This window comes from Gordonia sp. UBA7860 (assembly GCF_002500165.1).
GTDB lineage: Bacteria > Actinomycetota > Actinomycetes > Mycobacteriales > Mycobacteriaceae > Gordonia > Gordonia sputi.
This window is the reverse complement of the sequence record NZ_DLSO01000083.1, coordinates 1-21370: the sequence shown is the minus strand read 5'-3', so window position 1 is coordinate 21370 and position 21370 is coordinate 1. Positions and strand designations below refer to the sequence as shown.

Annotated in this window: 23 protein-coding genes and 1 pseudogene; 10 read left to right on the top strand and 14 right to left on the bottom strand. The window is 65.7% G+C overall.

All coding sequences use genetic code 11. The annotated features are described in order from the left end of the window. Nucleotides 1-4 precede the first annotated feature (4 nt). From ispF to B3T59_RS10675, 3 genes are all read right to left on the bottom strand, one after another. On the bottom strand, nt 5-514 hold the full coding sequence (ispF, locus tag B3T59_RS10685; RefSeq protein ID WP_251722274.1) for a 2-C-methyl-D-erythritol 2,4-cyclodiphosphate synthase: 510 nt from the start codon (nt 512-514) through the stop codon (nt 5-7). Between the two features lie 64 nt (nt 515-578). Next, a complete protein-coding gene (ispD, locus tag B3T59_RS10680) occupies nt 579-1274 on the bottom strand; it encodes a 2-C-methyl-D-erythritol 4-phosphate cytidylyltransferase (protein ID WP_197502399.1) in 696 nt (231 codons plus the stop codon). 22 nt (nt 1275-1296) lie between these two features. Beyond that, entirely contained in the window at nt 1297-1785 is a 489-nt protein-coding gene (locus B3T59_RS10675) for a CarD family transcriptional regulator (RefSeq protein WP_005204805.1), read from the bottom strand. Nucleotides 1786-2213: 428 nt separating this feature from the next. Here B3T59_RS10675 and B3T59_RS10670 point away from each other — a divergent pair, with 428 nt between their 5' ends. Beyond that, complete coding sequence (locus tag B3T59_RS10670) at nt 2214-2846, top strand: hypothetical protein (RefSeq protein WP_064863435.1); 633 nt, start codon at nt 2214-2216, stop codon at nt 2844-2846. 167 nt (nt 2847-3013) lie between these two features. After that, nucleotides 3014-4393 carry a DNA repair protein RadA gene (gene radA / locus B3T59_RS10665; protein WP_039855138.1) on the top strand — a complete coding sequence of 460 codons (1380 nt, stop codon included), beginning with the start codon at nt 3014-3016 and terminating at the stop codon, nt 4391-4393. Nucleotides 4394-4413: 20 nt separating this feature from the next. On the opposite strand, the gene B3T59_RS10660 is transcribed toward radA, so the two are convergent. Beyond that, nucleotides 4414-4962, bottom strand: coding sequence for a PaaI family thioesterase (locus tag B3T59_RS10660; protein ID WP_005204798.1), 549 nt, complete (start codon nt 4960-4962; stop codon nt 4414-4416). A 66-nt stretch (nt 4963-5028) separates the two neighbouring features. Between B3T59_RS10660 and disA the strand changes: the two genes are divergently transcribed. The 3 genes from disA to B3T59_RS10645 all read left to right on the top strand — a co-directional run bounded on the left by disA (nt 5029) and on the right by B3T59_RS10645 (nt 7783). Continuing rightward, nucleotides 5029-6129, top strand: a complete 1101-nt coding sequence (disA, locus tag B3T59_RS10655; protein WP_251722276.1) for a DNA integrity scanning diadenylate cyclase DisA — start codon at nt 5029-5031, stop codon at nt 6127-6129. 63 nt (nt 6130-6192) lie between these two features. Beyond that, nucleotides 6193-7248, top strand: coding sequence for a MerR family transcriptional regulator (locus B3T59_RS10650; protein ID WP_251722278.1), 1056 nt, complete (start codon nt 6193-6195; stop codon nt 7246-7248). A 28-nt stretch (nt 7249-7276) separates the two neighbouring features. After that, nucleotides 7277-7783 (top strand): hypothetical protein, encoded by a 507-nt coding sequence (locus B3T59_RS10645; RefSeq protein WP_376782656.1) that lies wholly within the window; start codon nt 7277-7279, stop codon nt 7781-7783. Nucleotides 7784-7795: 12 nt separating this feature from the next. On the opposite strand, the gene B3T59_RS10640 is transcribed toward B3T59_RS10645, so the two are convergent. Continuing rightward, the gene (locus B3T59_RS10640; RefSeq protein WP_064863433.1) at nt 7796-8545 is read right to left on the bottom strand and encodes a hypothetical protein; all 750 of its coding nucleotides are present in this window, start codon (nt 8543-8545) and stop codon (nt 7796-7798) included. A gap of 130 nt (nt 8546-8675) precedes the next feature. After that, nucleotides 8676-9377 carry a carbonic anhydrase gene (locus B3T59_RS10635; protein ID WP_251722281.1) on the bottom strand — a complete coding sequence of 234 codons (702 nt, stop codon included), beginning with the start codon at nt 9375-9377 and terminating at the stop codon, nt 8676-8678. Here B3T59_RS10635 and B3T59_RS10630 point away from each other — a divergent pair. Together B3T59_RS10630 and B3T59_RS10625 are read left to right on the top strand one after the other, a co-directional pair. After that, nucleotides 9376-10269, top strand: coding sequence for an A/G-specific adenine glycosylase (locus B3T59_RS10630; RefSeq protein ID WP_039855136.1), 894 nt, complete (start codon nt 9376-9378; stop codon nt 10267-10269). The genes B3T59_RS10635 and B3T59_RS10630 overlap by 2 nt on opposite strands. A 102-nt stretch (nt 10270-10371) precedes the next feature. After that, complete coding sequence (locus tag B3T59_RS10625) at nt 10372-11505, top strand: hypothetical protein (protein WP_287002212.1); 1134 nt, start codon at nt 10372-10374, stop codon at nt 11503-11505. 4 nt (nt 11506-11509) lie between these two features. On the opposite strand, the gene B3T59_RS10620 is transcribed toward B3T59_RS10625, so the two are convergent. Next, entirely contained in the window at nt 11510-12355 is an 846-nt protein-coding gene (locus B3T59_RS10620; protein WP_376782654.1) for an alpha/beta fold hydrolase, read from the bottom strand. A 50-nt stretch (nt 12356-12405) separates the two neighbouring features. On the opposite strand from B3T59_RS10620, the gene B3T59_RS10615 reads away from it, so the two are divergent. From B3T59_RS10615 to B3T59_RS10605, 3 genes are all read left to right on the top strand, one after another. After that, a complete protein-coding gene (locus B3T59_RS10615; RefSeq protein ID WP_287002211.1) occupies nt 12406-12714 on the top strand; it encodes an antibiotic biosynthesis monooxygenase family protein in 309 nt (102 codons plus the stop codon). Between the two features lie 64 nt (nt 12715-12778). Then, nucleotides 12779-13390 (top strand): LON peptidase substrate-binding domain-containing protein, encoded by a 612-nt coding sequence (locus tag B3T59_RS10610; RefSeq protein WP_064862665.1) that lies wholly within the window; start codon nt 12779-12781, stop codon nt 13388-13390. A 144-nt stretch (nt 13391-13534) separates the two neighbouring features. Next, entirely contained in the window at nt 13535-15028 is a 1494-nt protein-coding gene (locus B3T59_RS10605) for an aldehyde dehydrogenase (protein ID WP_064862664.1), read from the top strand. Nucleotides 15029-15048: 20 nt separating this feature from the next. Here the strand turns inward: B3T59_RS10605 and B3T59_RS10600 are convergent, their stop codons facing one another. From B3T59_RS10600 to B3T59_RS10570, 7 genes and pseudogenes are all read right to left on the bottom strand, one after another. After that, nucleotides 15049-15819, bottom strand: coding sequence for a glucose 1-dehydrogenase (locus B3T59_RS10600; protein WP_251722287.1), 771 nt, complete (start codon nt 15817-15819; stop codon nt 15049-15051). A 69-nt stretch (nt 15820-15888) separates the two neighbouring features. Then, the gene (locus tag B3T59_RS10595) at nt 15889-16263 is read right to left on the bottom strand and encodes an SDR family oxidoreductase (RefSeq protein WP_287002210.1); all 375 of its coding nucleotides are present in this window, start codon (nt 16261-16263) and stop codon (nt 15889-15891) included. 260 nt (nt 16264-16523) lie between these two features. Then, nucleotides 16524-17198, bottom strand: coding sequence for a hypothetical protein (locus B3T59_RS10590; RefSeq protein ID WP_197502350.1), 675 nt, complete (start codon nt 17196-17198; stop codon nt 16524-16526). Beyond that, on the bottom strand, nt 17198-18094 hold the full coding sequence (locus tag B3T59_RS10585) for a hypothetical protein (protein WP_251722289.1): 897 nt from the start codon (nt 18092-18094) through the stop codon (nt 17198-17200). Before B3T59_RS10585 ends, B3T59_RS10590 begins: the two co-directional genes overlap by 1 nt. Next, on the bottom strand, nt 18091-19527 hold the full coding sequence (locus B3T59_RS10580; protein ID WP_064862661.1) for an MCE family protein: 1437 nt from the start codon (nt 19525-19527) through the stop codon (nt 18091-18093). The genes B3T59_RS10585 and B3T59_RS10580 overlap by 4 nt, the downstream gene beginning before the upstream one ends. Then, the gene (locus B3T59_RS10575; RefSeq protein WP_287002209.1) at nt 19524-20855 is read right to left on the bottom strand and encodes an MCE family protein; all 1332 of its coding nucleotides are present in this window, start codon (nt 20853-20855) and stop codon (nt 19524-19526) included. Before B3T59_RS10575 ends, B3T59_RS10580 begins: the two co-directional genes overlap by 4 nt. After that, nucleotides 20855-21370, bottom strand: a pseudogene (locus B3T59_RS10570) (mammalian cell entry protein); the annotation flags it as partial. The pseudogene B3T59_RS10570 and the gene B3T59_RS10575, both read right to left, overlap by 1 nt.

The window sequence follows — 21370 nt, the reverse complement described above, 5'->3', positions numbered from 1 at the left end:
GATTCTACCGGTCGCCCCGCGTGGACTCCGCCCCGGTGAGCAGGGTCGGAACCGCCTCGGTCACCAGCGCCGTCGCCACCGCAGCCACTCCCTCGCCGCGGCCGGTCATCCCGAGACCGTCGGTTGTCGTCGCCGACACCGACACCGGGGCGCCGAGTGCGTCGCCGAGGACCTGCTGCGCTTCCGCACGTCGCGGACCGATCTTGGGTGTGTTCCCGATCACCTGCACAGCGGCGTTGACCACGACGAACCCGTCGTCGGCGAGCAATTGGGAAACGTGCGCAAGCATCGTGACGCCCGACACCCCGTCCCATTCGGGCAGTCCGGTACCGAATACGGAGCCGACGTCGCCGAGCCCTGCCGCCGACAGCAGGGCGTCGCACAGCGCGTGCGCACCGACGTCGCCGTCGGAATGCCCGGCACATCCGGGCGTGTCGGGAAAGAACAGCCCGACCATCCAACACGGAACGGTCGGGTCGAGTGCGTGGGCGTCGGTGCCGATGCCGACTCTCATCGAGGAACTCCTGCAGTCATCGGGCGTCGTTTCATCGGGCACCGTCTTGTCACCGTGCGCGATCTCATCGTGCGACCTCTTGCACCAGATCGCGCGCGATGCGTAGGTCCCACGGCGTGGTGATCTTGAAGGCCAGCGGGTCGCCCGCGACGACGTGGACGTCGATGCCGATGCGCTCGGCGAGTCCGGCGTCGTCGGTGGCGAGGCCGGAGTCGTCTGCGTGCGCTGCGATCAGCGCGTCGCGGGTGAAACCCTGTGGCGTCTGAATGGCGCGGAGTGGTTCGCGGTCGACGGTGTCGAGGACCCGGCCAGAAGCGTCGACGCGTTTGAGTGTGTCGGCCACCGGCAGTCCGGGCACCACAGCGCGATGGCCGGCGAGTACGGCATCGACGACCGCGCGAAAAACGCGGGGAGGTGTGAACGGCCGCGCGGCGTCGTGCACGAGCACGATGTCGGCGTTGCCACTCACCGCAATACCGGCACGCACCGATTCGGAACGGTGCGCACCACCGGGCACGACAACTGCCGACGGGACGAGCGCTGCAGCATGCTCGACCAGATCTGCGGGAACGACCACGACGACCTCGGCGTTGATGTCAGCGTCGAGGACGCCGTCGACACAACGCTCGAGGATCGTCGATCCGCCGAGATCGACGAATGCCTTGGGCTGGTCGAGTCCGAGTCGGGTACCCGAACCAGCCGCAGGGATGATGACGCTGGTCAACGGTCCGCCGAATATCGGTTTGGTCCCTTGGGCCACGTCGATCAGTAGCCGGTCGGCGTCAAGACGCCGCGGCCAGCACCTCGTCGAGGATGCTGGTGGCCCTCTCGTCGTCGGTGTTCTGTGCGAGCGAGAGCTCGTCGACCAACACGCGACGGGCGCGGGTCAGCATGCGCTTCTCGCCGGCGGACAAGCCACGATCCTGCTCGCGGCGCCACAGGTCGCGCACGATCTCGGCGACCTTGATGATGTCGCCGGAGATCAGCTTCTCCTGATTGGCCTTGAAACGGCGGGCCCAGTTGGTGGGCTCCTCGGTGTGGGGCGCCCGCAGCACCTGGAACACCTGGTCGAGTCCCTCTTCGCCGACGACGTCACGGACGCCGACATACTCGAGCTTCGTCGAGGGAATCTGGACTGTCATATCACCATCGGCAACCTTCAGAACGAGGTATTCGATCTGCTCACCTTTGATGGTCCGGGTAACGATGTCTTCGACCCGGGCAGCACCGTGATGGGGGTAGACAACGGTGTCGCCAACTTTGAAATTCAATGTTCCGTGCCCCTTTCGAGTAGGTCCAGTCTAGCACGGGGGTCATTTGGGTCACATCCAACGGTGCAGGTCAAGGCACTACTACTAGGCCGGGAGTCCCCGACTTTCACCGTTGCAGCAGGTGAGCGGGTGAGGCCATAACAGCCTCGACGACAACGCGCAAGGGCTCGCTCCACAGCTCCTTGCGAGAGTGTTTTCGACGCCCCGCCTGCCCGCGTTCGAGGCACGCGAAATCCGGCTCGCAGATACCAATCCGGTACCCCGTCGGGCTTTTGGCACGCCCGCCCACTACGCTGCGTAGTGCAGGGTTCGCGCCAAGCGATTTCGGCCTTTCGATTACCTGGGAGGAACGGGTGTCTGTGTCATCGCAGAATGAGGCAACTCGGAGTGGGACAACTCGGAGTGAGTCGAGCCATCCGACTCGTCGTGTGCGTCGGTTCGCCGAAGCCACAGCCATCGCAGCAGTCGGAATCGCGATCGCGTTCGGGACGACCGGCTGTGGCGCCGGACAGATCTCGCAGACGTCGAATCAGCTGCCCGCCGTCAACGGCAACAACGCCAACCTCGGCAGCATCGAACTGCGCGACGTGCAGATCGTCTACCCCACGCAGAACGCTGCGTCGGTCTTCGACAACGGCGGCCCCTTCGAGCTGTCCTGGGTGATCGCCAACCAGAGCGAGATCGACACCTACCGGCTCACCAACGTGACTGCCGAGCAGGGCACGGTCACCCTCAAGGACCGCTACGACCTCCAGCCGGGCAAGGCGCTGCGCGCAGGCGAACCCGCCGCCCTCGTCAAGGATTCGAGCATCACCGACGAGAAGCGAATGTCCGCGACTCTCGACGGCACCGGAAAGTCAGTCGCTGTCGGGCTGACCACCAAGCTGACCTTCACCTTCGAGAAGGTCGCCGCCAACGGCTCCACCTCCCCGGTCGGCTCGGTCACCGTCGACACTCCCGTCGACTCCGGCACGCTGCTCACCCGCCAGGACAAGGTCCGCGAGGCCGAGGCACCTGCCGACGAGCACGCCGAAGACGCGCCGAACGTCCTGCCCAACTGACTCCTTTCCAGCTCCGCTCGCGTTGGCCGCGGTTCACGCTCACCGGCTTCCTTCCGGCTTATCGAATTCAATGAGCGGGAGGGAAATCGGTGAGCGTCACGGAACCTCCCGACACATCCCGGTCGGCATGCCGAGACGTGTCGGTGGCCTGACCTAGGCTCAGATTCGTGGCAAAACCCAAGTCGACGTTCCGCTGTTCCGCGTGCGGCCATTCCGTCGCGAAGTGGGTGGGGCGCTGTCCAGAGTGCGGCGAGTGGGGCACCGTCGACGAGGTGGCCGCACTTCCCGCCGCGACCGCCGCGCACAGCGCTGTCGCGCCGTCGAGTCCGGCTGTTCCGATCACCCAGGTCGACGCGGCGTCGTCGAACGCAATCCCCACGGGCATAGCCGAATTCGATCGTGTCCTCGGACGCGGCGTCGTACCCGGATCGGTGATTCTGCTCGCGGGCGAGCCGGGCGTCGGAAAGTCGACGCTGCTTCTCGAAACAGTCAAGCATTGGGCACGTGGCGGGCGTATCGCGCTGTACCTCACCGGCGAGGAGTCGGCAGGGCAGGTCCGGTTGCGCGCCGAACGTACCGACGCGGTTCACGAAAACGTCTATCTCGCAGCCGAAACCGACCTCGCCACGGTCCTCGGCCACGTCGACGCCGTCCGCCCGTCACTACTCGTGATCGACTCGGTGCAGACCATGGTCGCGACCGGAACCGACGGCGTGACGGGCGGTGTCACGCAGATCAGGGCTGTCACAACGGCACTCGTCTCGCTGGCCAAGAATCGCGGGATCGCGGTCATCCTCGTCGGGCATGTCACCAAGGACGGCAACGTCGCCGGACCGCGCTCACTCGAGCATCTCGTCGACGTCGTGCTGTCGTTCGAGGGCGACCGCCACACGTCGTTGCGTATGGTGCGTGGCATCAAGAACCGATTCGGCTCCGCCGACGAGGTCGGCTGCTTCGAGCAGCGCTCCGACGGCATCCATCAGGTCTCCGACCCGTCGGGAATCTTTGTCCACCAACATGATTCGGATGTGAGCGGATCGTCGTCGATCGTCGCGATGGACGGCAAGCGCGCGCTCGTCGGCGAGATCCAGGCGCTGCTCGCCGAGTCCAAGATGGCCAACCCGCGGCGGGCGGTGTCCGGTCTGGATTCCGCACGCTCCGCGATGGTCCTCGCCGTGCTGCAGGGTCGGGCAGGGTTGCCGCTGGGCGAGAAGGAGATCTATCTGTCGACGGTCGGCGGCATGAAGGTCACCGAGCCCGCCGCCGACCTCGGTATCGCGCTCGCGGTGAACTCCTTCGTCACGAACAAGCCGACGCCGCGCACCACCGTCGCAATCGGCGAGGTGGGCCTGGCCGGAGAGGTTCGTCGGGTCTCGGCGGTCGGACGTCGGGTTGCCGAGGCCAAACGGTTGGGCTTCACGCACGCGATCATCCCCGCGGGCTCCGACGACCCGCTCCCCAAGGGCATCCGGGTGACGCGAGTGTCGGGTATTTCCGACGCCATCAGCGCGGTCACGATCAGAGATGTGTCCCGCGCACCGTTCTGAGGCTCACGGAGTATTCGACATCACGGGCGCGACATGCGCTGCTTGTACTCGTCGGCCATCGCGCTGTTCTCGACGTGCTCGGCGAAGTGCTGCCGTGCGTCGATGGTCACAAAGATGCTGTGGCCGACGACGACCGGCTGCGAGGGGTCGCCGAGATGGCCGACGGCCTCGACGTAGACCTTGCGACGCTGCCTACCGAGGATGTCGGCCCGCAGGTACAGCGTCGAACCGATCGGGACCGGGGCGACGAAGTCGACCTCGAGGTGCACCGTCACAGCGGACGGTCCGATCAGCAGCGGGACGGTCCCCATCACCTCGTCCATCGCCGTCGACAGGATGCCCCCGTGGATCACACCGGGGCCGCCCTCGAATCGCGGCTCGACAAGCATCGACGTCTCGACAGCGAACCCGTCGGCCGCGCGCACCTCGAGATGCAGTCCCTGCGTTGACTCGGCGCCACAGCCGAAGCACAGCGGATTGTGCATGCGGATCGGCTCCCCAGGTGCAGCCGCTTTCGGGTGGCGTTGCAGCGGGTCGAGGTCGGTGGGCACCACGAAGTCACGTTTCACGTGCGGTTACCCTAGTCTGCGACGGACCGTGACCTTCACTCGCGGCCGCGAGAAGGGACGCAAGCCATGAGCGACACCGCGCGAACCGAGCCTGGAACACGCTCGGAACTGATGCGTGAGACGCTCGCTCGCGTCGCGCCGGGGACCGGACTTCGGGACGGGCTCGAGCGCATCCTGCGCGGCGGCACCGGTGCGCTCATCGTCCTCGGACACGACTCCGACGTCGAGAAGATCTGCGACGGCGGGTTCCACCTCGACGTCGAGTTCGCCCCGACACGTCTACGCGAACTGGCCAAGATGGACGGGGCCGTGGTGCTGTCCACCGACGGTAAGCGGATCGTGCGCGCCAACGTCCAACTCGTGCCCGACCCGTCGATTCCGACAGAGGAGTCGGGCACACGGCACCGGTCGGCCGAGCGCACAGCGATCCAGACCGGGCATCCGGTCATCTCGGTGAGTGCGTCGATGTCGATCGTCAGCGTCTACGTCGACGGACTCCGCAAGGTGGTCGAGAGCCCCGACCCGATCCTCTCGCGCGCCAACGTCGCGCTCTCGACGCTCGAACGCTACAAGGCGCGGCTCGATGACGTCAGCGCTGCGCTGTCGCGCGCCGAGATCGAAGATTACGTACTGCTCCGCGACGCGATGTCGACAGCCCAACGGATGGAGATGGTGCGTCGGGTCTCGGCCGAAATCGACGACTACGTCCTGGAACTCGGCGTCAACGGCCGACAAGTCAGCCTGCAGCTCGAAGAGCTCATCGCCGAGAACGACACGATGCGTGAACTGCTGGTCCGCGACTACTACGCCAGCCCGGAGCCCGCGACCACCGAAGAGGTACGCGGTTGCATCGAGGCGATCGAAACGCTGTCCGACGCCGACCTCCTCGATCTTTCCCTCCTCGCGGGCGCGTTCGGTTACCCGACGACGATCGAGGCGCAGGACACCGCGATGAGTCCTCGCGGCTACCGCCTTCTCGCGGGCATCTCGCGCTTGCAGTTCGCACACATCGACCGCCTCGTGCGCAGCTTCGGGACGCTGCAGGCGCTTCTCGCGTCGTCGGCCGCAGACCTGCAAGCCATCGAAGGCATCGGCGGCATCTGGGCCAGGCATATCCGTGAAGGACTGTCGCGGCTCGCGGAGACCAGCATCGAGCGGTTCGACTAGCCGATCCACCTCGGCCCAGAGCCGCCTTGACCTTCGAGTGGGTCGAGACTCGATGATGTTCGAGTGAATGACACGGAACTGATGTCGATCGGCGCGTTCGCCGAGCTCGCCGGACTCACGACCAGTGCGCTGCGGTTCTACGACGACGCCGACGTGCTCCGCCCCCACCACGTCGACCCGGCGTCTGGGTATCGGTTCTACAGCAGGTCGCAGTTGACGCGCGCCACGCGGCTGCGCGGGCTCCGTGCAATCGGGATGCCCCTGCCGACAATCAATCGGTTCTTCGAGGCGACCGCCGAGGAGGCCACGAAGCTCATCGACGAGCAGGTTGCCAGGGTCAACGCTGAGGCCGACGAGATCGCCCGTGCCGCAACAACTCTCAAGGCTTCGCTCGACGATGCAGCCTGCCACCCACTCTGCACGGTCGCTGGCCCGGTCCTCGCTGCGGCAGTCCATCAAGTCTTGACCTCCACCGCCGACGACCCCGACTTCGCTGTCCTGCGCGGCGTACGCGTCGAGGTCGACGACGACGGAATCTCGCTGACCGCAACCGATCGCTATCGGCTGACCACCCGAACCTTGGTGGGGAGCCGACTGCCGACGGCGGACCACCCCTGGGCGGCGACCGTCGCCGGCGAAGACCTCGCGGCGTCGACCTCCCTGCTGCGCCGCAGTCCGTCAGTGACGCTTGACGCCTGCGCCACGACCCTCGATCTACGCGCGGCCGACGGCAACGCGACACATTGCCGCCTGCTGACCGCAGACTTCCCCGATCGCTCGGCATTACTCGACTCTCTCGCCCCTCCGACGCATCGCGTCACCGTCGGGACCCGACAGTTCCTGAAAGCCCTGGAGCGAGCATCGGAGAAGGTCGGTCTGCGTGTCGCCGACGGCCGGGCCATCCTGCTCCTGCCCGACGAATCCACACGACTCGACGGCACGTCGACGGGCCACGACATGACGATCTGGTTCGAGCTGACCACCCTGTACCCGGCGCTGAGCAACGCACTCGGCAGCGACGTGATCCTCGACCTTCGCTCTACCGATCAGCCGGCCACCGTTCGCTCAGCAGACGACGGCGACCTCACGACGCTCGTCATGCCCTGCAGGCCCGACTGACCCCGAACCGAAGGAGCGCATGGACACGATGGACGCAACCACCACAACCGACCCGACGATGGATGCGATCAGCAAAGCCGTCGCCCTCGGGCACACGGGTGACGCGGCGTCGGCGCAGCGCGATCTACTCGAGATCTGGGACCGCATCGGCGCCGCGGGCGATCCGTTCCACCGCTGCACCCTGGCTCACTACCTGGCCGACCTCTACAACAATCCCGCGCAAGCCCTGGTCTGGGACATCCGCGCGCTCGACGCCGCTGCAGCACTCACCGATGAGCGCACCGGGCAACATCACGACGGACTTCGTGTCGCAGGCTTCTACCCGAGCCTGCACCTCAACATCGCCGACGATCTCCGCCGCCTGAGCGCATTCGACGCCGCGGCCGAGCACATTCGCACCGCAGAGCGGCACGCGGCAGCGCTGTCCCACGATGCATACGGTGACATGATCCGCACGGCCATCGTTGAGGTCGGTGCGGCCATCAAGAGCAGGGATACCGATCCCAGAGCGTCGGCACCTGGCGTCGCCGGCTGAACCCGCAGGACGCTACTGCTGCGCCGGCGCCACGACGTTGAACGTGATCGGCGCCGATTCCTTCTCGCCCATCTTGCCGATCGCCTGATACGACCCGACCGGCACCTGGACGCGCGGCTTGTCGCAGCCGGGGTTGCTCGTCGTACCCGACCAGGTGATGGTGTCCGTGGCTTGCTGCTTCGGTTGCAGCACGACGTTGTTCACGTCTTTCAGCGGCGAGCAATCCTGCGCCGACCACAGCGTGCGTGTGCCATCGAGTGTTCTCACGACAACATTCTGCGCGGCCTTCCCGACGTCGCGGGTGCACGCGGTCAGACCCGCGTTGGTGGTGACGATCGTGAACACCGGCTGATCGCCGACCGTGTAGGTCGGCTTGTCGGTGTAGAGCACCACGGCGATGTTCTGGTCGGGGCACAGCGGAGTCCCGTTCACTCCGGTCGCGGGAGCCGGAACGTCTCCGGAAGCCTGCGACGCTCCCGGCTGACCGGACACGCCCGCAGCATTGTTTCCGCCGCTACCGCCGCCACCGTTGCCTGCCCCACCGGACGGGGCTTCCGACGACTCCGAAGATCCGTACGCGGGCGTCGTCGTTGTCGAGATCGACGACGACGACGCGGCGTTCGACGGCGACTTGTCGCCTCCGGAGGTGGTCCACACGATCAAACCGATGACCAGGGCAAGCACAGCCACACCGACACCACCGGCGACGATACGACGACGCCAATAGATCTCAGATGGCAACGGGCCCTGCGGTTCGATCACGCATCCACGCTAACGGCCACGTTCTATACGACGGCTGACCCGAAGCGGCGTGTCGCTGAGAAAAACGCGCCTGACCGGCGCAAAGTCTAAAGGTTGACTTCAGCTGCGTGATCCACGAGCCGCGTGAGCCTCATGCAGACGCGGCCTCGTCGACAGCTGGAGACGCTTCGTGTGCGCCCTTGTGACCATTTCCAGCGGTATCGATCTCGACGTAGCTCTGGCCGATGTCGCCGTAGGCACCCTGTAACTGAACGGCTCCCTCGTTGAGCGCGTACGTCAGTCCGACGATGGCCAGCTTTCCGTTGGCCACCCGATCGGCGATGATCCGACTGCGCTGCATCAGCAAGCGGCCGGTTTCGACGACGTGTCGCGCCTCGAACTCGTCGACCCTGGTCAGCCCCTCGCTGCGACCCGCGAGGATGCTCGGCGTGACGCGTTCGACCACGTCGCGGATGTAGCCACCGGGAATCTGCAGGTCATCGAGAGCGTCGAGCGTCGCCTTGACCGCTCCACAGCTGTCGTGACCGAGGATCACGACGAGCGGCACCTCGAGCACCTCCGCGGCGTACTCGAGTGAGCCCATCACCGCCGAGTCCACAACGTGGCCCGCAGTGCGAACCACGAACATGTCGCCGAGCCCCTGGTCGAAGATAATCTCCGCCGCCAGTCGCGAGTCGGCGCAGCCGAACAGCACGACGTGGGGGTGCTGGCCTGCGACGAGACGCGCGCGGTCCTCGATACCCTGACTGGGATGCTCAGACTCTCCGTTGATGAAGCGCCGGTTACCTTCGCGCAGAACGTCCCACGCCTGTTTCGGGGTCAATCCGATCATGTCGTTTAGTCTGCCACCTCAAGTGCTGCTGGGCTGGTTCGACGCCAATGAGCGCGACCTGCCATGGCGCGAACCAGGGCTTTCGGGCTGGCAGATTCTCATCAGCGAGATCATGCTCCAGCAGACACCCGTGGCCCGCGTCGTCGAACCGTGGCGTGCGTGGGTCCGACGCTGGCCCGTCCCATCGGCGATGGCAGCCGCGTCGCCCGGCGACGTCCTGCGGGCGTGGGGAAAGCTCGGCTATCCGCGTCGTGCGCTGCGCCTTCACGAATGCGCGCGGGTGCTCGCCGCCGATCACGACGACAGGGTCCCCGACGACGTCGCGACGATGCTCACTCTGCCGGGCATCGGCGACTACACCGCCCGGGCAGTCGCCTGTTTCGCCTACGGCCAGTCGGTTCCCGTCGTCGACACCAACGTCCGGCGCGTTCTCGCGCGTGCTGTCCACGGGCGTGCCGAGCCCGGCAATCCGTCGAAGAGAGATCTCGCCGACGCCGAGGCCGTGCTGCCCCGCGATCCCGACGGCTCCTATGCGTCGTCGACGCCGCGTTTCAGCGCCGCACTGATGGAGCTCGGCGCCCTGGTCTGCACGGCGCGGAACCCCGACTGCGCGCGGTGCCCGCTGTCGTGCGCGTGGGTCGAGGCGGGCAAACCCGCCCACACCGGCCCGCCCAAGCGCGTGCAGAAGTTCGCGGGTACCGACCGTCAGGTCCGTGGACTGCTACTCGACGTTCTGCGCGGCACCGAGGGGCCGGTCGTCCGCGACCGACTCGACATCGTCTGGACAACCGACACAGCACAGCGTGACCGGGCTCTCGACTCACTTCTCGTCGACGGCCTGGTCGAAATCACCTCGGACGGCCGCTTCTGCCTGGCAGGCGAGGCGGGCTGAGCACACCCTCGCCCAAGCGGCAGATCAGCCGGACCACGACACGGTCAGCAATATGTCGTTCGTACTCTTCAACTGAGCCCCAAGGGTTGCTAGCTTTGCCTGATGACTGAGCCGCCGAACGAATCGACGCCTTCCGAATCCAACCCGAATGAGCCATACGGGACGAACCCCACGCCGGGCCAACCCCAGTACGGACAACCCCAGTATGGCCAACCCGCACCCGGCCAACCTCAATACGGGCAACCCGACCTCAGCAAGCCCTCGACCGGCCAGCCCCCGACCGGTCAACCCCAGTACGGGCAACCTCCGACCGGTCAACCCCAGTACGGGCAACCTCCGACCGGTCAGCCCCAGTACGGGCAGCCCCAGTACGGGCAACCTCCGACCGGCCAGCCCCAGTACGGGCAGCCCCAGTACGGGCAACCGCAGCCGGGTTCGGTTCCCCCCGGCGGTACGCCGCCTCCCGGCCAGTTCGGTGCCGCTCCGGGTTACCCCGCTGCCCCGGCACCCGGCGCTCCGGGCACCCCGTTCAGCGTCGGCGAAAGCTTCAGTTGGGCGTGGAGCCAGTTCAAGGCCAAACCCGGCCCGATGATTCTGCCCGGCGTGATCATGGCTCTCGTAGCACTTGTGTTCTGGTCATTGGTCGTTTGGGGTTCGTCGCTCTACACGACCACCACCACTGAAACACTCGGCGGCTCCGAATACGGCGGCACCAGCTACAGCTACGAGTCCACGTCGATCAGCTCCGGAGGACTCGCTGCATTCATCGCGATCTACATCATCGGGCTTCTGATCCTGCTGTACATCGAAGCAGCGATTCTCTCCGGCGCGGTACGTGTCGCCAACGGAGAATCCGTCGACGCCAAATCGTTCCTGGTGCCCATCCGCTTCGGCCCCGTCATCGGCACAGCAATCCTCGTCGGACTCATCACCGGCGTCGCCTCCCTGTGCATCGGTATCGGCGGCCTCATCGCGGGATTCCTCCTGCAGTTCGCTGTCCTCGCGACGATCAGTGAGGGCAAATCGCCCGGCGACGCCATCACTCGTTCGTTCAGGGTCACCACCAACAGGATCGGCGACTCGATCCTGACCCTGATCATCGTGTGGCTCACCAACCTCGTGGGCGCCCTGATCTGCGGCATCGGACTGATCGTGTCGGCACCGCTCGCCGCGCTGTTCCAGGTACACGCGTTCCGTCGCATCGTCAACGAGCCGATCGCGCCACCCGCTCCCTGAGCGCTTACCGATACGGCAACGCAGAGAGAAACGCTTCGACGGCGCCCCGGAAGACCTCCGGGGCGTCGTCGTGTATGAGGTGACCTGCGCCGTTGACCTGGATGTGAGCGGAGTGGTCGTTGATCGACGCCATCTTCCGCATCTGTCCCTCGGGCGTCACGGTGTGCTCGGCTTCGATCAGCAGACTCGGCACCGGAACGCTGCGCCACTGATCCCAGAAGTCGCGCTGACCCCACTCCTGCGCGATCGCAGCCCAGGTTGCGAGCTGACCGTGCAACGCGCCGTCGTCGAAGGCCTCGTAGAAATACCGTCCCGCGACGTCGCCGAACATCTGCCTGGCATGTCCGAGTGAGCTGAATCGGTCCGGCCACGAGTCGAACCAGGGCGTCCACTCCGCGGTGGTGCGGCCACGGAAGTCCGGCGCCATGTCTTCGACGACGAGCGCGCTGACCAGTTCGGGGTACTCCGCGGCGGCGCACCACGCATGCAGCGCGCCCATCGAATGCCCAACCAGCACAGCGGGTCCGAGGTCGATCCAGGTGAGGATCTCGGCGAGGTCGGCGACGAATCGTTCGGTCGAGACCTCCCCGGGATCGGAGATGAGCGCGGCGTCGGCTCCGGTGTGAAACGCGGCGTCGAACGTGAACACCCGGCCATACCTACGTAGCCAGGGGATCTGGCGCCGCCAGGTGCGGCCACGCCCCATGAGTCCGTGGAGTAGCACGATCGGCCCGACACCGAGCGTGTCCGTCGACTGCTGTGCATCGAGGCCCCGGTCCGGACCGCCGTGATCGAGCAGGCCCGTCTCTGCCGTCACATACCCCGCCTCGGGCGTCGAATATGCAGTCACAGTGAATGAGGTTAATCCGACGCACGGACATTCCGAACTAGGCTGAGGACATGACTGTTGTGAAGATCAACGCGATCCATGTCCCCGAGGGCTCAGGGCCCGAACTCGAGAAGCGCTTCGCACACCGCGCGCACTCGGTCGACGGCTCGAAAGGCTTCCTGGGATTCCAGCTGCTGCGGCCGGTCAAGGGCGACGACCGCTACTTCGTCGTCACGCAGTGGGAGACCGAAGAGGACTTCCGAGCATGGGCTGCCGGCCCCGCACGCGAGGCTCATTCGGGTGAGCGCGCAAAACCCGTCGCCAGCGGCGCAGACCTTCTCGAGTTCGAGGTCGTTCTCGACGCGAAACCCTCTGCCTGACAATCCCTTTCACACCGGATAGACCATTGCCCACACGGAGAGTGTGAACATGAGCGCACAACCCATGTTCCCGCTCGGCACAGCGCTGCTGCCGGGTGAGGTGCTTCCGCTGCGGATCTTCGAACCGCGCTATCGAACGATGCTCGACGACTGCCTCGCCGTCGCCGACGGCCCGCCACGTTTCGGTGTCGTTCTCATCGCGCGCGGTTCGGAGGTCGGCGGCGGCGATGTTCGCCACGACGTCGGAACCTTCGCGGCAATCGACCGCGTGAGCCGCGACCCGGGCGGACTGTCGTACGTCCATTGCGTCGGCACCAGACGTTTCCGGGTGACCGAATGGTTGCCCGATGATCCGTACCCGCGCGCCGAAGTGTCGGTCCTCAACGAGCCGAAGACCACCGCCACGGCCCGTGCCGACTCGCTCGCGCTCGGAGCCCGCATCCGCGAGATCGTCGTCGACGCCTATACCCGGCGTGGCACACCCATCCCCGACGACCTGCCTTCGTTCGACGACGCCGACCTCGACGACGCCGGGCTCTTCGGCTGGGCGGCCCGCCTTCCGATCGGCGCCGCCGACCGACAGTCACTCCTCGAAGCACCCGACACCCCCGCGCGGATCGCGATACTCGACGACGCCGTCGAAGGATTTGCCGCCCGCATCGCCTTCGATTCCTGATCTCGACACCAGAGTTAGAACGTGTTCTAGTATTGGATGTGCGGTGGTTCACACCTGTCCGCGCCCCTCCCCGAAGAGTGTTCAGCAATCTCCAGAGCACAGCGGAGTCGAGGGAAACATCGGGTACCAACTTCAGGAGCACGCATGACCCAGACCGTCGAACCTCGTTCTTCGAACGAGGCAGGCACATCCGACGACCGGACCGAGCTCTACATCGGCGGCACGTGGGTGAAGCCCCATTCGACCGAGACCCTCGAGGTTTTCTCGCCCGCGACCGGCGAGCGAGTCGCATCCGTTCCGCTCGCCGACGAGGTCGACGTCGACACGGCAGTCCGTACCGCTCGCGCCGCCTTCGATTCTGGCGTGTGGTCGCAGAAGTCTCCGGAAGACCGTGCAGCCGTGCTCGATCGCGTGGCCGACATCATCGACGAACGCGCAGAAGCGATCTCGGCTCTGGTGTCGTCGGAGATGGGCGCCCCGCCGAGCGCCGTCGACATGCTGCAGAAGCTGCCCGGCACCGGCGTGCTGCGCTCGTACGCCGAGGCCGCACGCAACTACGACTGGACCGAGTACCGCAACGGCCTGTTCGGCACCACGCGCATCACGCGTGAACCGGTCGGGGTCGTCGGCGCGATCACCGCATGGAACGTCCCGCTCTTCCTCGTCTGCAACAAGCTCGGCGCAGCGCTGGCTGCAGGCTGTTCGGTGGTGCTCAAACCGGCACCGGAGACACCGCGAACGGCCAACGCCGTCGCCGAGATCTTCACCGAGGCAGGCGTCCCCGAGGGAGTCATCTCGATAATCCCCGGCGGGCCGGACACCGGCAAAGCGCTGGTTGCACACCCGGACGTCGACAAGATCACGTTCACCGGATCGACGGCCGCCGGTCGGCAGATCGGCGCCGCGTGCGCCGAATCGCTCAAACGCTGCTCGCTGGAGCTCGGCGGCAAGTCGGCGGCGATCGTCCTCGACGACGTCGACATCAACAACATCGGCATGATGGTCTTCCTCGGCCTGTTCAACACCGGACAGGCGTGCGTCGCGCAGACCAGGGTGTTGGTACCCGCGAGCCGCAAGGACGAGATCGTCGCGGCAATGGTCGAGGCAGCCAACGCCATGAAGGTCGGCCTGCCGAGCGAACCCGACAGCCAGCTCGGACCAGTCATCAACAAGCGCCAGCTGGAGAAGATCGAGGGCTACATCGCCAAGGGCAAGCAAGAGGGCGCCACCGCGACCCTCGAAGGCGGCCGCCCCGAAGGCCTCGACTCCGGCTACTTCCTCACCCCGACGATCTTCACCGACGTCACCAACGACATGACGATCGCCCAGGAAGAGATCTTCGGCCCGGTGCTGTCGGTCATCACCTACGACGACGTCGACGACGCGATCGCCATCGCCAACGACTCCGACTACGGCCTGGCGGGCACCGTGTGGACCGCCGACGTCGAGCGGGGCATCGAAATCTCCGAGAAGATCCGCACCGGCACCTTCGGGATCAACTTCTACGCCATCGACCCCGGCTCACCGTTCGGTGGCTTCAAGAGCTCGGGCATCGGCCGCGAATGCGGGCCCGAGGGACTCGAGTCGTTCGTCGAACACAAGTCGACGATGATGCCGATGGGCTATCAGGTCTCCTGACTCGAGTCCCAGGCTCGGCTTCAGAGCAGCGAACTCACGAATCCACCGTCGAGCACGAGGCTGCTGCCGTTGCACCACGACGACTCGTCCGAGGCGAAGAAGGTCACCGCAGCAGCTACTTCTTCCGGCGTTCCGTAGCGGCCCTGCTTCTGCGCCATGACCGCGTCGAAGCCGCCTTCGGGTAGCCCGAGGGCGGCTTCGAACAGCGGAGCCGCGGTGGTGACCAGTTCCGTATCGATGAAGCCCGGCAGTACGGCGTTGACCCGGATGCCGTGCGCCCGGAACTCCGCGGCTGCGGTCTCGGTGAGGTTGCGTACGGCAGCCTTGGCCGCGGCATACGGCGCGATCAGCGCGGAGCCAGCGGTCGCGGTGATCGAGCTGATCGTCACGATCGACCCTCCGCCGGACGCGATGATCGCCGGTGCGGCGTAGCGGATCGAGAGAAACACGCCGTCGAGGTTGACCGACGTGGTCTTCCGCCAGTCCGCGTACGACATCTCCGCAATCGGCTGCACGGAACCGACCCCCGCGTTGGGAACCATGATGTGCAGCCCGCCGAAATGATCCTGCGTGTCGGCGATCAGTTGCTGCACCTGCGCCTCATCGGTGACATCCGTGGTGCACGCGATAGCGCCGTCGATCGAGTACGCGACCGACTTGGCGGCGTCGGCGTTGATGTCGGAGACCACCACACGCGCACCCTCCTCTCCGAACCGTCTGGCGATTGCGGCGCCGAGTCCTGCGCCCGCTCCGGTGACGACGGCAACGCGACCGTCCAGCTTCTGTGACATGAGTTGGTCCTCTTTCTCCACTGGTGGATCGTTTTCTACGTATAGGTCGGAGTGAGTCGAAATACGAAGTCAGACAAGGGAAGCGGTGAGCCCGCCGTCGAGCATATAGTGGCTTCCGGTTACCCAACTCGCGCGGTCGGATGCGAGGAAGCACGCGACCTCCGCGATGTCTTCCACGGTTCCGAGACGTCCTTGCTTTGCGGCGACGAGGTCACCGAAGGGGGCGTCGGTCGCCGCTTCGAACTCGGGGGCGAGCCGGTCGACCATCGACGTATCCGCGAATCCGGGACAGACGGCGTTGACACGGTCCTCGTCGAAGTCACTGATCACCACCTGAGCGCCGCGGCTGATCGCCAGCTCGGCGATTCCCCGCCCGACACCGCGCGCAGAACCGGTGATGAAAACGCGCTTACCCTGCAATTCCGAATTGGACACTTCCGACATCGACACGGACCTCTCTCGAATCTGTTGGCGCTGCACAACAGGTGCGACGACATCACCGATAGGTGACTGAATTCGAGGACTGCATCGTGATTCATCACGAAAGTCGTTGCGGCGGACGCTTATTCGCGGAAATTTCCCCTCGGCGCCGCCCTGCTGTGTGCCACACGACACTAACTATGCCGGAGTGACTTACACCATGTCCTCTGGACATGAAGTCCACGGACAGATTTGGTTCGTCCGCACAAAAGGGAGTGTTACCGCTAACCAGCGGGCGGTGCCGACGATTCAGCGGGAGCGGCAGGCGGCGGAGTCGGTGCTGGACTGGCCGACGATGGACTCGCCGATGACGGTCCAGGAAGCGGGACCGCACCCGCCGGCGGAGTCGATGTCTGCTCGATACGACTGCGGAACGAGTCGTCGGTGATGATCTCGATCTTCTCGATCATCCAGGTGTCGTCGTGGCGGACCATCGAGAACGTCAGTCGGCTCGGGTCCACCCGCACGAGATCCTTACCGTTGCGGCTGACCGACTGATTCATGAAGAGGAGCACCGTCGAGGTGTCGCGTGTGTTGGTCACGACGCCTGCGTCCTGGATGACGGCCTGAGAGACGACGCGCTGCTTGCGCACTCCCTCGACAAAGTTGTCCTTGTCGTCGGGCAGCGGCTGCGCGATCAGCCTGTCGTACTCGGTCTTCGCCGATCCGATGACGACGTTCTTGGACCGCTGCACGTGATCGGCAACGTTCACCGGGTCGTAGCCGAACATCGTCGTCGCGTAATCCCTTGCCGCAGACAGTGATGACTCACGCGAGTCCTCCGTGGCACGAGCGTCGAAGTACCTGAATCCGAGAAATCCGGTCAGCACGGCACACGCCACCGCGATGACGGCGAGGCCCACTCCGACGAGCCGGCGCGTGGTGATTGCGGTCGCCATCAGACCACCCACTCGAAGTTGGTCATCTTGAGATCACCGTTGATCCGTGTGATGTCCACTCGCCAGCGGAACGTCTGAATAACAGTCTCCTGCTTGGGATCCTGCGACTTCATCTCCCATCCGTACACGACGATCACCGAGCCCTCGTCGTCGGTCGCCTTGGTGACCGCGTCGGTGATCACCGACGACGTGACGGTCTGATTCTGGGTACGGATCAGGTCGGTCACCTGGGCCATGGACTGCTTGATCCGTTGCTGCGCAGGGCCACTCGTCTTGTCCTGCACTGTCTGCAACGCCTTGTCGACGTTGCCAGGGTTGAGCGATGTCAGGTCGATTGTCATCTGACGTGCAAAGCCCGAGTACGACGCTCGCAGCTCGTTTTGGTGGTCGAGCCGACTGGTTCCGACGGCGAAGAAGGTCGACGCGACGACGCACGCGACGATGAACAGCGCGCACACCACACCTGCGACGACCCACTTGCCACCTGCGCCGCGGCCCACCCGCGCTCGACGTTCCACCGGCCGGCTCGGCGTCGAACCCTGCCTTTTGGCTCGCCGTTCGCGGTAGCTGACCGCGGCGGGTTCCCCTGTGCCGTCTACGGGTTCGGCAGAGCGCTCCGCGGGTTCTGCAGAAGGCTCGACGGCTTCCGCGGGAACCTCAGTGAAATCGTCAGCGCCCTCGACGACCTCCGTGGTGTCCTCGGCAGGTGCGGCGGCGCTGTCCGTGGGTTCTGAACCGCCCGCAACAGCCTCGGCAGTGCTCTCGCCGAGTTCGGCCGATACCGTGGCGCTTTCTGTGGGCTCGATTCCTGCGGGCCCGATCGGTTCGCGCTTGTTCTTGCGGCCCCGGCGCAGCGGTGCCGAGCGGACCGGTTGAGCGCCTACCTGCCGACTCACCCGTCCATCCCGCTGGTGATCAATCCCTGCCACGTGCTCTTGTGTCCTTGACTGTCGCTGCTCGCAGGGGCATCCCTGCCGGTTCCGGCGTTGTACGTCTTGCCGTCGGGGCCGATGAAGTCGCCCGTATCCGGATCGTACGTGGTGCCGTAGACGGCGGGACCGGCCTCATACGACCCGGGGGTACCCGGCGTCGTATAGCCGGCGGGCGCGGGCACGAGGCCCGGAATCCCGTTGGGCAGAGCCACGTTTTTCTCCGTGCTGGCCTTGAAGCCCGTTCGGCATTCCTCAGGAGTCGGGGCACGTCGTCCTGGGAACTCGGCGCACGGGAAGTTCCTGGCACCACGAACCGCGATCTGCGCATCCTGCGGCAACCGGCACAGGAGACCCGGAGGCAGGTCGCGGGCGGTTTGCACGGCGGGACTGCGCCACTCGTTGGACGGCATGAATCCGACGGTGCACGGCGCAGGATCTTGAAAGCCGAGCGAGAACAGCACGCTCGGCCCGTACTCGGCCGAGCCCTGATGGACCGCGGTCAACAGCGCGCTGATCAACCTCGGATAGATCACCACCACCTGCTGGAGATTCGGCAAGTAGAGCGCAAGTGTCTTCGACGCGACGCCGAGATTGTTGATCAGCATCGGAAGCGTCTGATCCATGTCCGCGAACAACTGCTGCGACTTCGACGCCGTCGATGGCCCCTTGGTGAGTATGTCGGTGATCTCGGGCTTGTTGGCACGCAACTGGTCGGTCACCTTGACGGCGTTCGCCGTCCACGCACGGACCGAATCGGCGGTCCTGTTCTGCGTTTCCAACAGCGGGCCGGTCTGCTTGATCAGATCGATTGTCACGTCGACGTTCTTGTCGGCGTCGGCGACGAGGAGCGTCATCGAGTCGAGCAGGCGACGAAGATCCTCACCGGTTCCGTTGAATGCGGTGAACGCCTCGTCCATCACGTTGCGTAGCCGGGTGTCGCCCACCTTGGCGAGCAGAGCGTTGGCCTGCTCGAGCACCGAGGAGATCTCCACCGGCACGTCGGTGCTGTGCACGACCGCACCGTCGCCGAGGTACTCGCCACCCGACCCGGACTTGGGTGTGAACTCGACGAACTGCTCACCGACCGCCGACACGCTGCGGATCGACGCCGCGGAGTCCGCCGGGATCTTCGCCGAGCTCTGGATCGACAGCGTCGCCGCGACACCGTCGGACGTCAGGCGCACCTCTTTGACCTTGCCGACGTTCACACCCCGATAGCTGACGTTGGCGTTGGTGTAAATGCCGCCCGTGCTCGGGAGCTCGAGAGTCACGTCGTAGCGGCCGACACCAGCCATCGCGGGCAATCGCACGTAGTACACGGCCATCGCGACAAGAGCGACGACGGTGACGATCGCGAAGATCGTGAGCTGCATCCGGACGAATCTGGTGATCTTCATCGGCCACCCCCATCCGCGGGAGCGGGCGATTGGGACGCAGGTGTCTGGGGAGCGGTGGACGTGCCCGTCGCAGTCGAGTCCGGAGTACCCGCGGGGACCGGTTCCGAGCTGTCGGGCCGCTTCTCACCGCCGGGCACGAGTGGCGACGTGAACGGGTCGAGCCCGCGCTTGGCCGCTCCGGCAGGCTGGCCCGCCACGCCTTCTGGTCCGACGAGACCCGAGGTCATCAGAATCGTCTGTTTGAGTCTGTCGACCGTCAGGTCGAGCACGAGGTCGGAGTTCACGTAGTCGCCCTTGACGATCTTCGGAATCGTCTCCTCCAAGAATGGGAAGGTGAACAAGATCCTGGTCGCCCCGGGCAGCGCAGGCCCTGCCGCAGCGAGTGCCCCGAGCGTCGGATTCAGGTTCGCGACGATGGTCTTGATGTCGTCGGTGTTGGCGCGCAACACGTCGTTGACGGTCGAAGACAGGCCACTGAGCGCCGACAATGCGCCGGTGAACTTGTCGCGTTCGTCGTTGAGCATGCGCAGGATGTCGGGACCGTCGGCAAGCGCCTTTTCGACGGTCGGCTTCTGCTCGTTGATCGTTCTACTCAACCGGTCGAGGCCGTCCATCGCGTTGATGATGTCGCCCGACTGGCTCGCGAGGTCGGAGACGAGCGTGTTCAGCCGCGGCACGAGTGCACGAATCGACGCCGCGTTGCCGCCGAGAACCTGACTGAGCTCGTGGGTGATGTCGCCGAGCTGCGAGAGTCCGCCCCCGTTGAGGACCACCGATAGCGCGCTGAGCACCTGTTCGGTGGTCGGGTATGCGCACTGGGGTACCTGCTGGGCGGAGTTGATGTCTGCGACCCGCTGGCCCGATGGCTGCTCGATGTTCTTCTGCTCCGGGCACGCGGGCAGCGGGATCTGATCGCCGGCGTGAAGGTAGCCGGTTGTCGCCTTCTCGGGTGGCACGATCGCCAGATGCGTCGACCCGAGCACGCTCGTCATCCCGACCTTCACGTACGAACCGCGTGGAACCTGCACTCCCGGGTTGAGCCTGATCGGCACCGCCGCATGCCAATTCGCGTCGACATCGATATTGCCGACGCTTCCGACCGTCACGTCGTTCAGCATCACCGGTGAGTTGTTGGTGAGACCCGCCGCGGTCGGGATCACCGCTGAGATCTCGTACGATCCGTTGCCGGTGCCCTGTGCGCCCGGCACGGGCAGGCTGTCGGCGCCGTCGAATCCACAGGCCGTCGCGATGGCCGTGACCACCGCGATCATGAGCGCGGCGCGCAGGCTTCTGCGGCGCGACCCGCGAGTTCGGTTGGGGCGCAGCATCAGCCCTCACCTCCCCACGGCACCAGCAGGTCGCCGAGCCCGCCGCCGTTACCGCGACGCGTCGCTGCGTCCTGATCACGAATGCCCTGCTGGGCGCGGGCTTTGACGTCGGCGTTCTGGTAGGTGACCTGGCTGGGTAGTGCGCTCTTGCCGACGACCGGATCGGAGAGGAAAGGCGGGTACGCCACCGAGATCGAACCGAGAACGGGCGCAAGCACATCGACACACTTCTCGACGTCGGCCTGGCTCTGGCCCGGCCTGTTGTTGGCCTCCATCGTTCCGCAGAGCAGCGTGATGAGGTTGTTGCCCATGCCCAGCCCGAAAACGCCGGACAGTGAGCCGGTCAGCGGGTTGTAGATGTTGTAGAAGTTGGCGAGCTGATTGGGCGCCGAGTGCAGCAGCCCGCGGATCTGGTTGTCCTTGTCCGCGAGGATGCGTGTCGTGGTCGACAGCTTCGCCACCGAGCTGGTCAACGCCTGCTTGTTCTGGTCGATGAACGCCGTGATGTCGCTCAT

Coding starts and splice junctions, on each gene's coding strand:
- B3T59_RS10625 (WP_287002212.1), top strand. CDS start 10,372: ATGACTGAGCCGCCGAACGAATCGACGCCTTCCGAATCCAACCCGAAT.
- B3T59_RS10630 (WP_039855136.1), top strand. CDS start 9,376: ATGTCGTTTAGTCTGCCACCTCAAGTGCTGCTGGGCTGGTTCGACGCC.
- B3T59_RS10575 (WP_287002209.1), bottom strand. CDS start 20,855: ATGCTGCGCCCCAACCGAACTCGCGGGTCGCGCCGCAGAAGCCTGCGC.
- B3T59_RS10645 (WP_376782656.1), top strand. CDS start 7,277: ATGGACGCAACCACCACAACCGACCCGACGATGGATGCGATCAGCAAA.
- B3T59_RS10580 (WP_064862661.1), bottom strand. CDS start 19,527: ATGAAGATCACCAGATTCGTCCGGATGCAGCTCACGATCTTCGCGATC.
- B3T59_RS10600 (WP_251722287.1), bottom strand. CDS start 15,819: ATGTCACAGAAGCTGGACGGTCGCGTTGCCGTCGTCACCGGAGCGGGC.
- B3T59_RS10610 (WP_064862665.1), top strand. CDS start 12,779: ATGTTCCCGCTCGGCACAGCGCTGCTGCCGGGTGAGGTGCTTCCGCTG.
- ispF (WP_251722274.1), bottom strand. CDS start 514: ATGAGAGTCGGCATCGGCACCGACGCCCACGCACTCGACCCGACCGTT.
- B3T59_RS10615 (WP_287002211.1), top strand. CDS start 12,406: ATGACTGTTGTGAAGATCAACGCGATCCATGTCCCCGAGGGCTCAGGG.
- B3T59_RS10605 (WP_064862664.1), top strand. CDS start 13,535: ATGACCCAGACCGTCGAACCTCGTTCTTCGAACGAGGCAGGCACATCC.
- B3T59_RS10635 (WP_251722281.1), bottom strand. CDS start 9,377: ATGATCGGATTGACCCCGAAACAGGCGTGGGACGTTCTGCGCGAAGGT.
- B3T59_RS10595 (WP_287002210.1), bottom strand. CDS start 16,263: ATGTCGGAAGTGTCCAATTCGGAATTGCAGGGTAAGCGCGTTTTCATC.
- disA (WP_251722276.1), top strand. CDS start 5,029: ATGAGCGACACCGCGCGAACCGAGCCTGGAACACGCTCGGAACTGATG.
- B3T59_RS10590 (WP_197502350.1), bottom strand. CDS start 17,198: ATGGCGACCGCAATCACCACGCGCCGGCTCGTCGGAGTGGGCCTCGCC.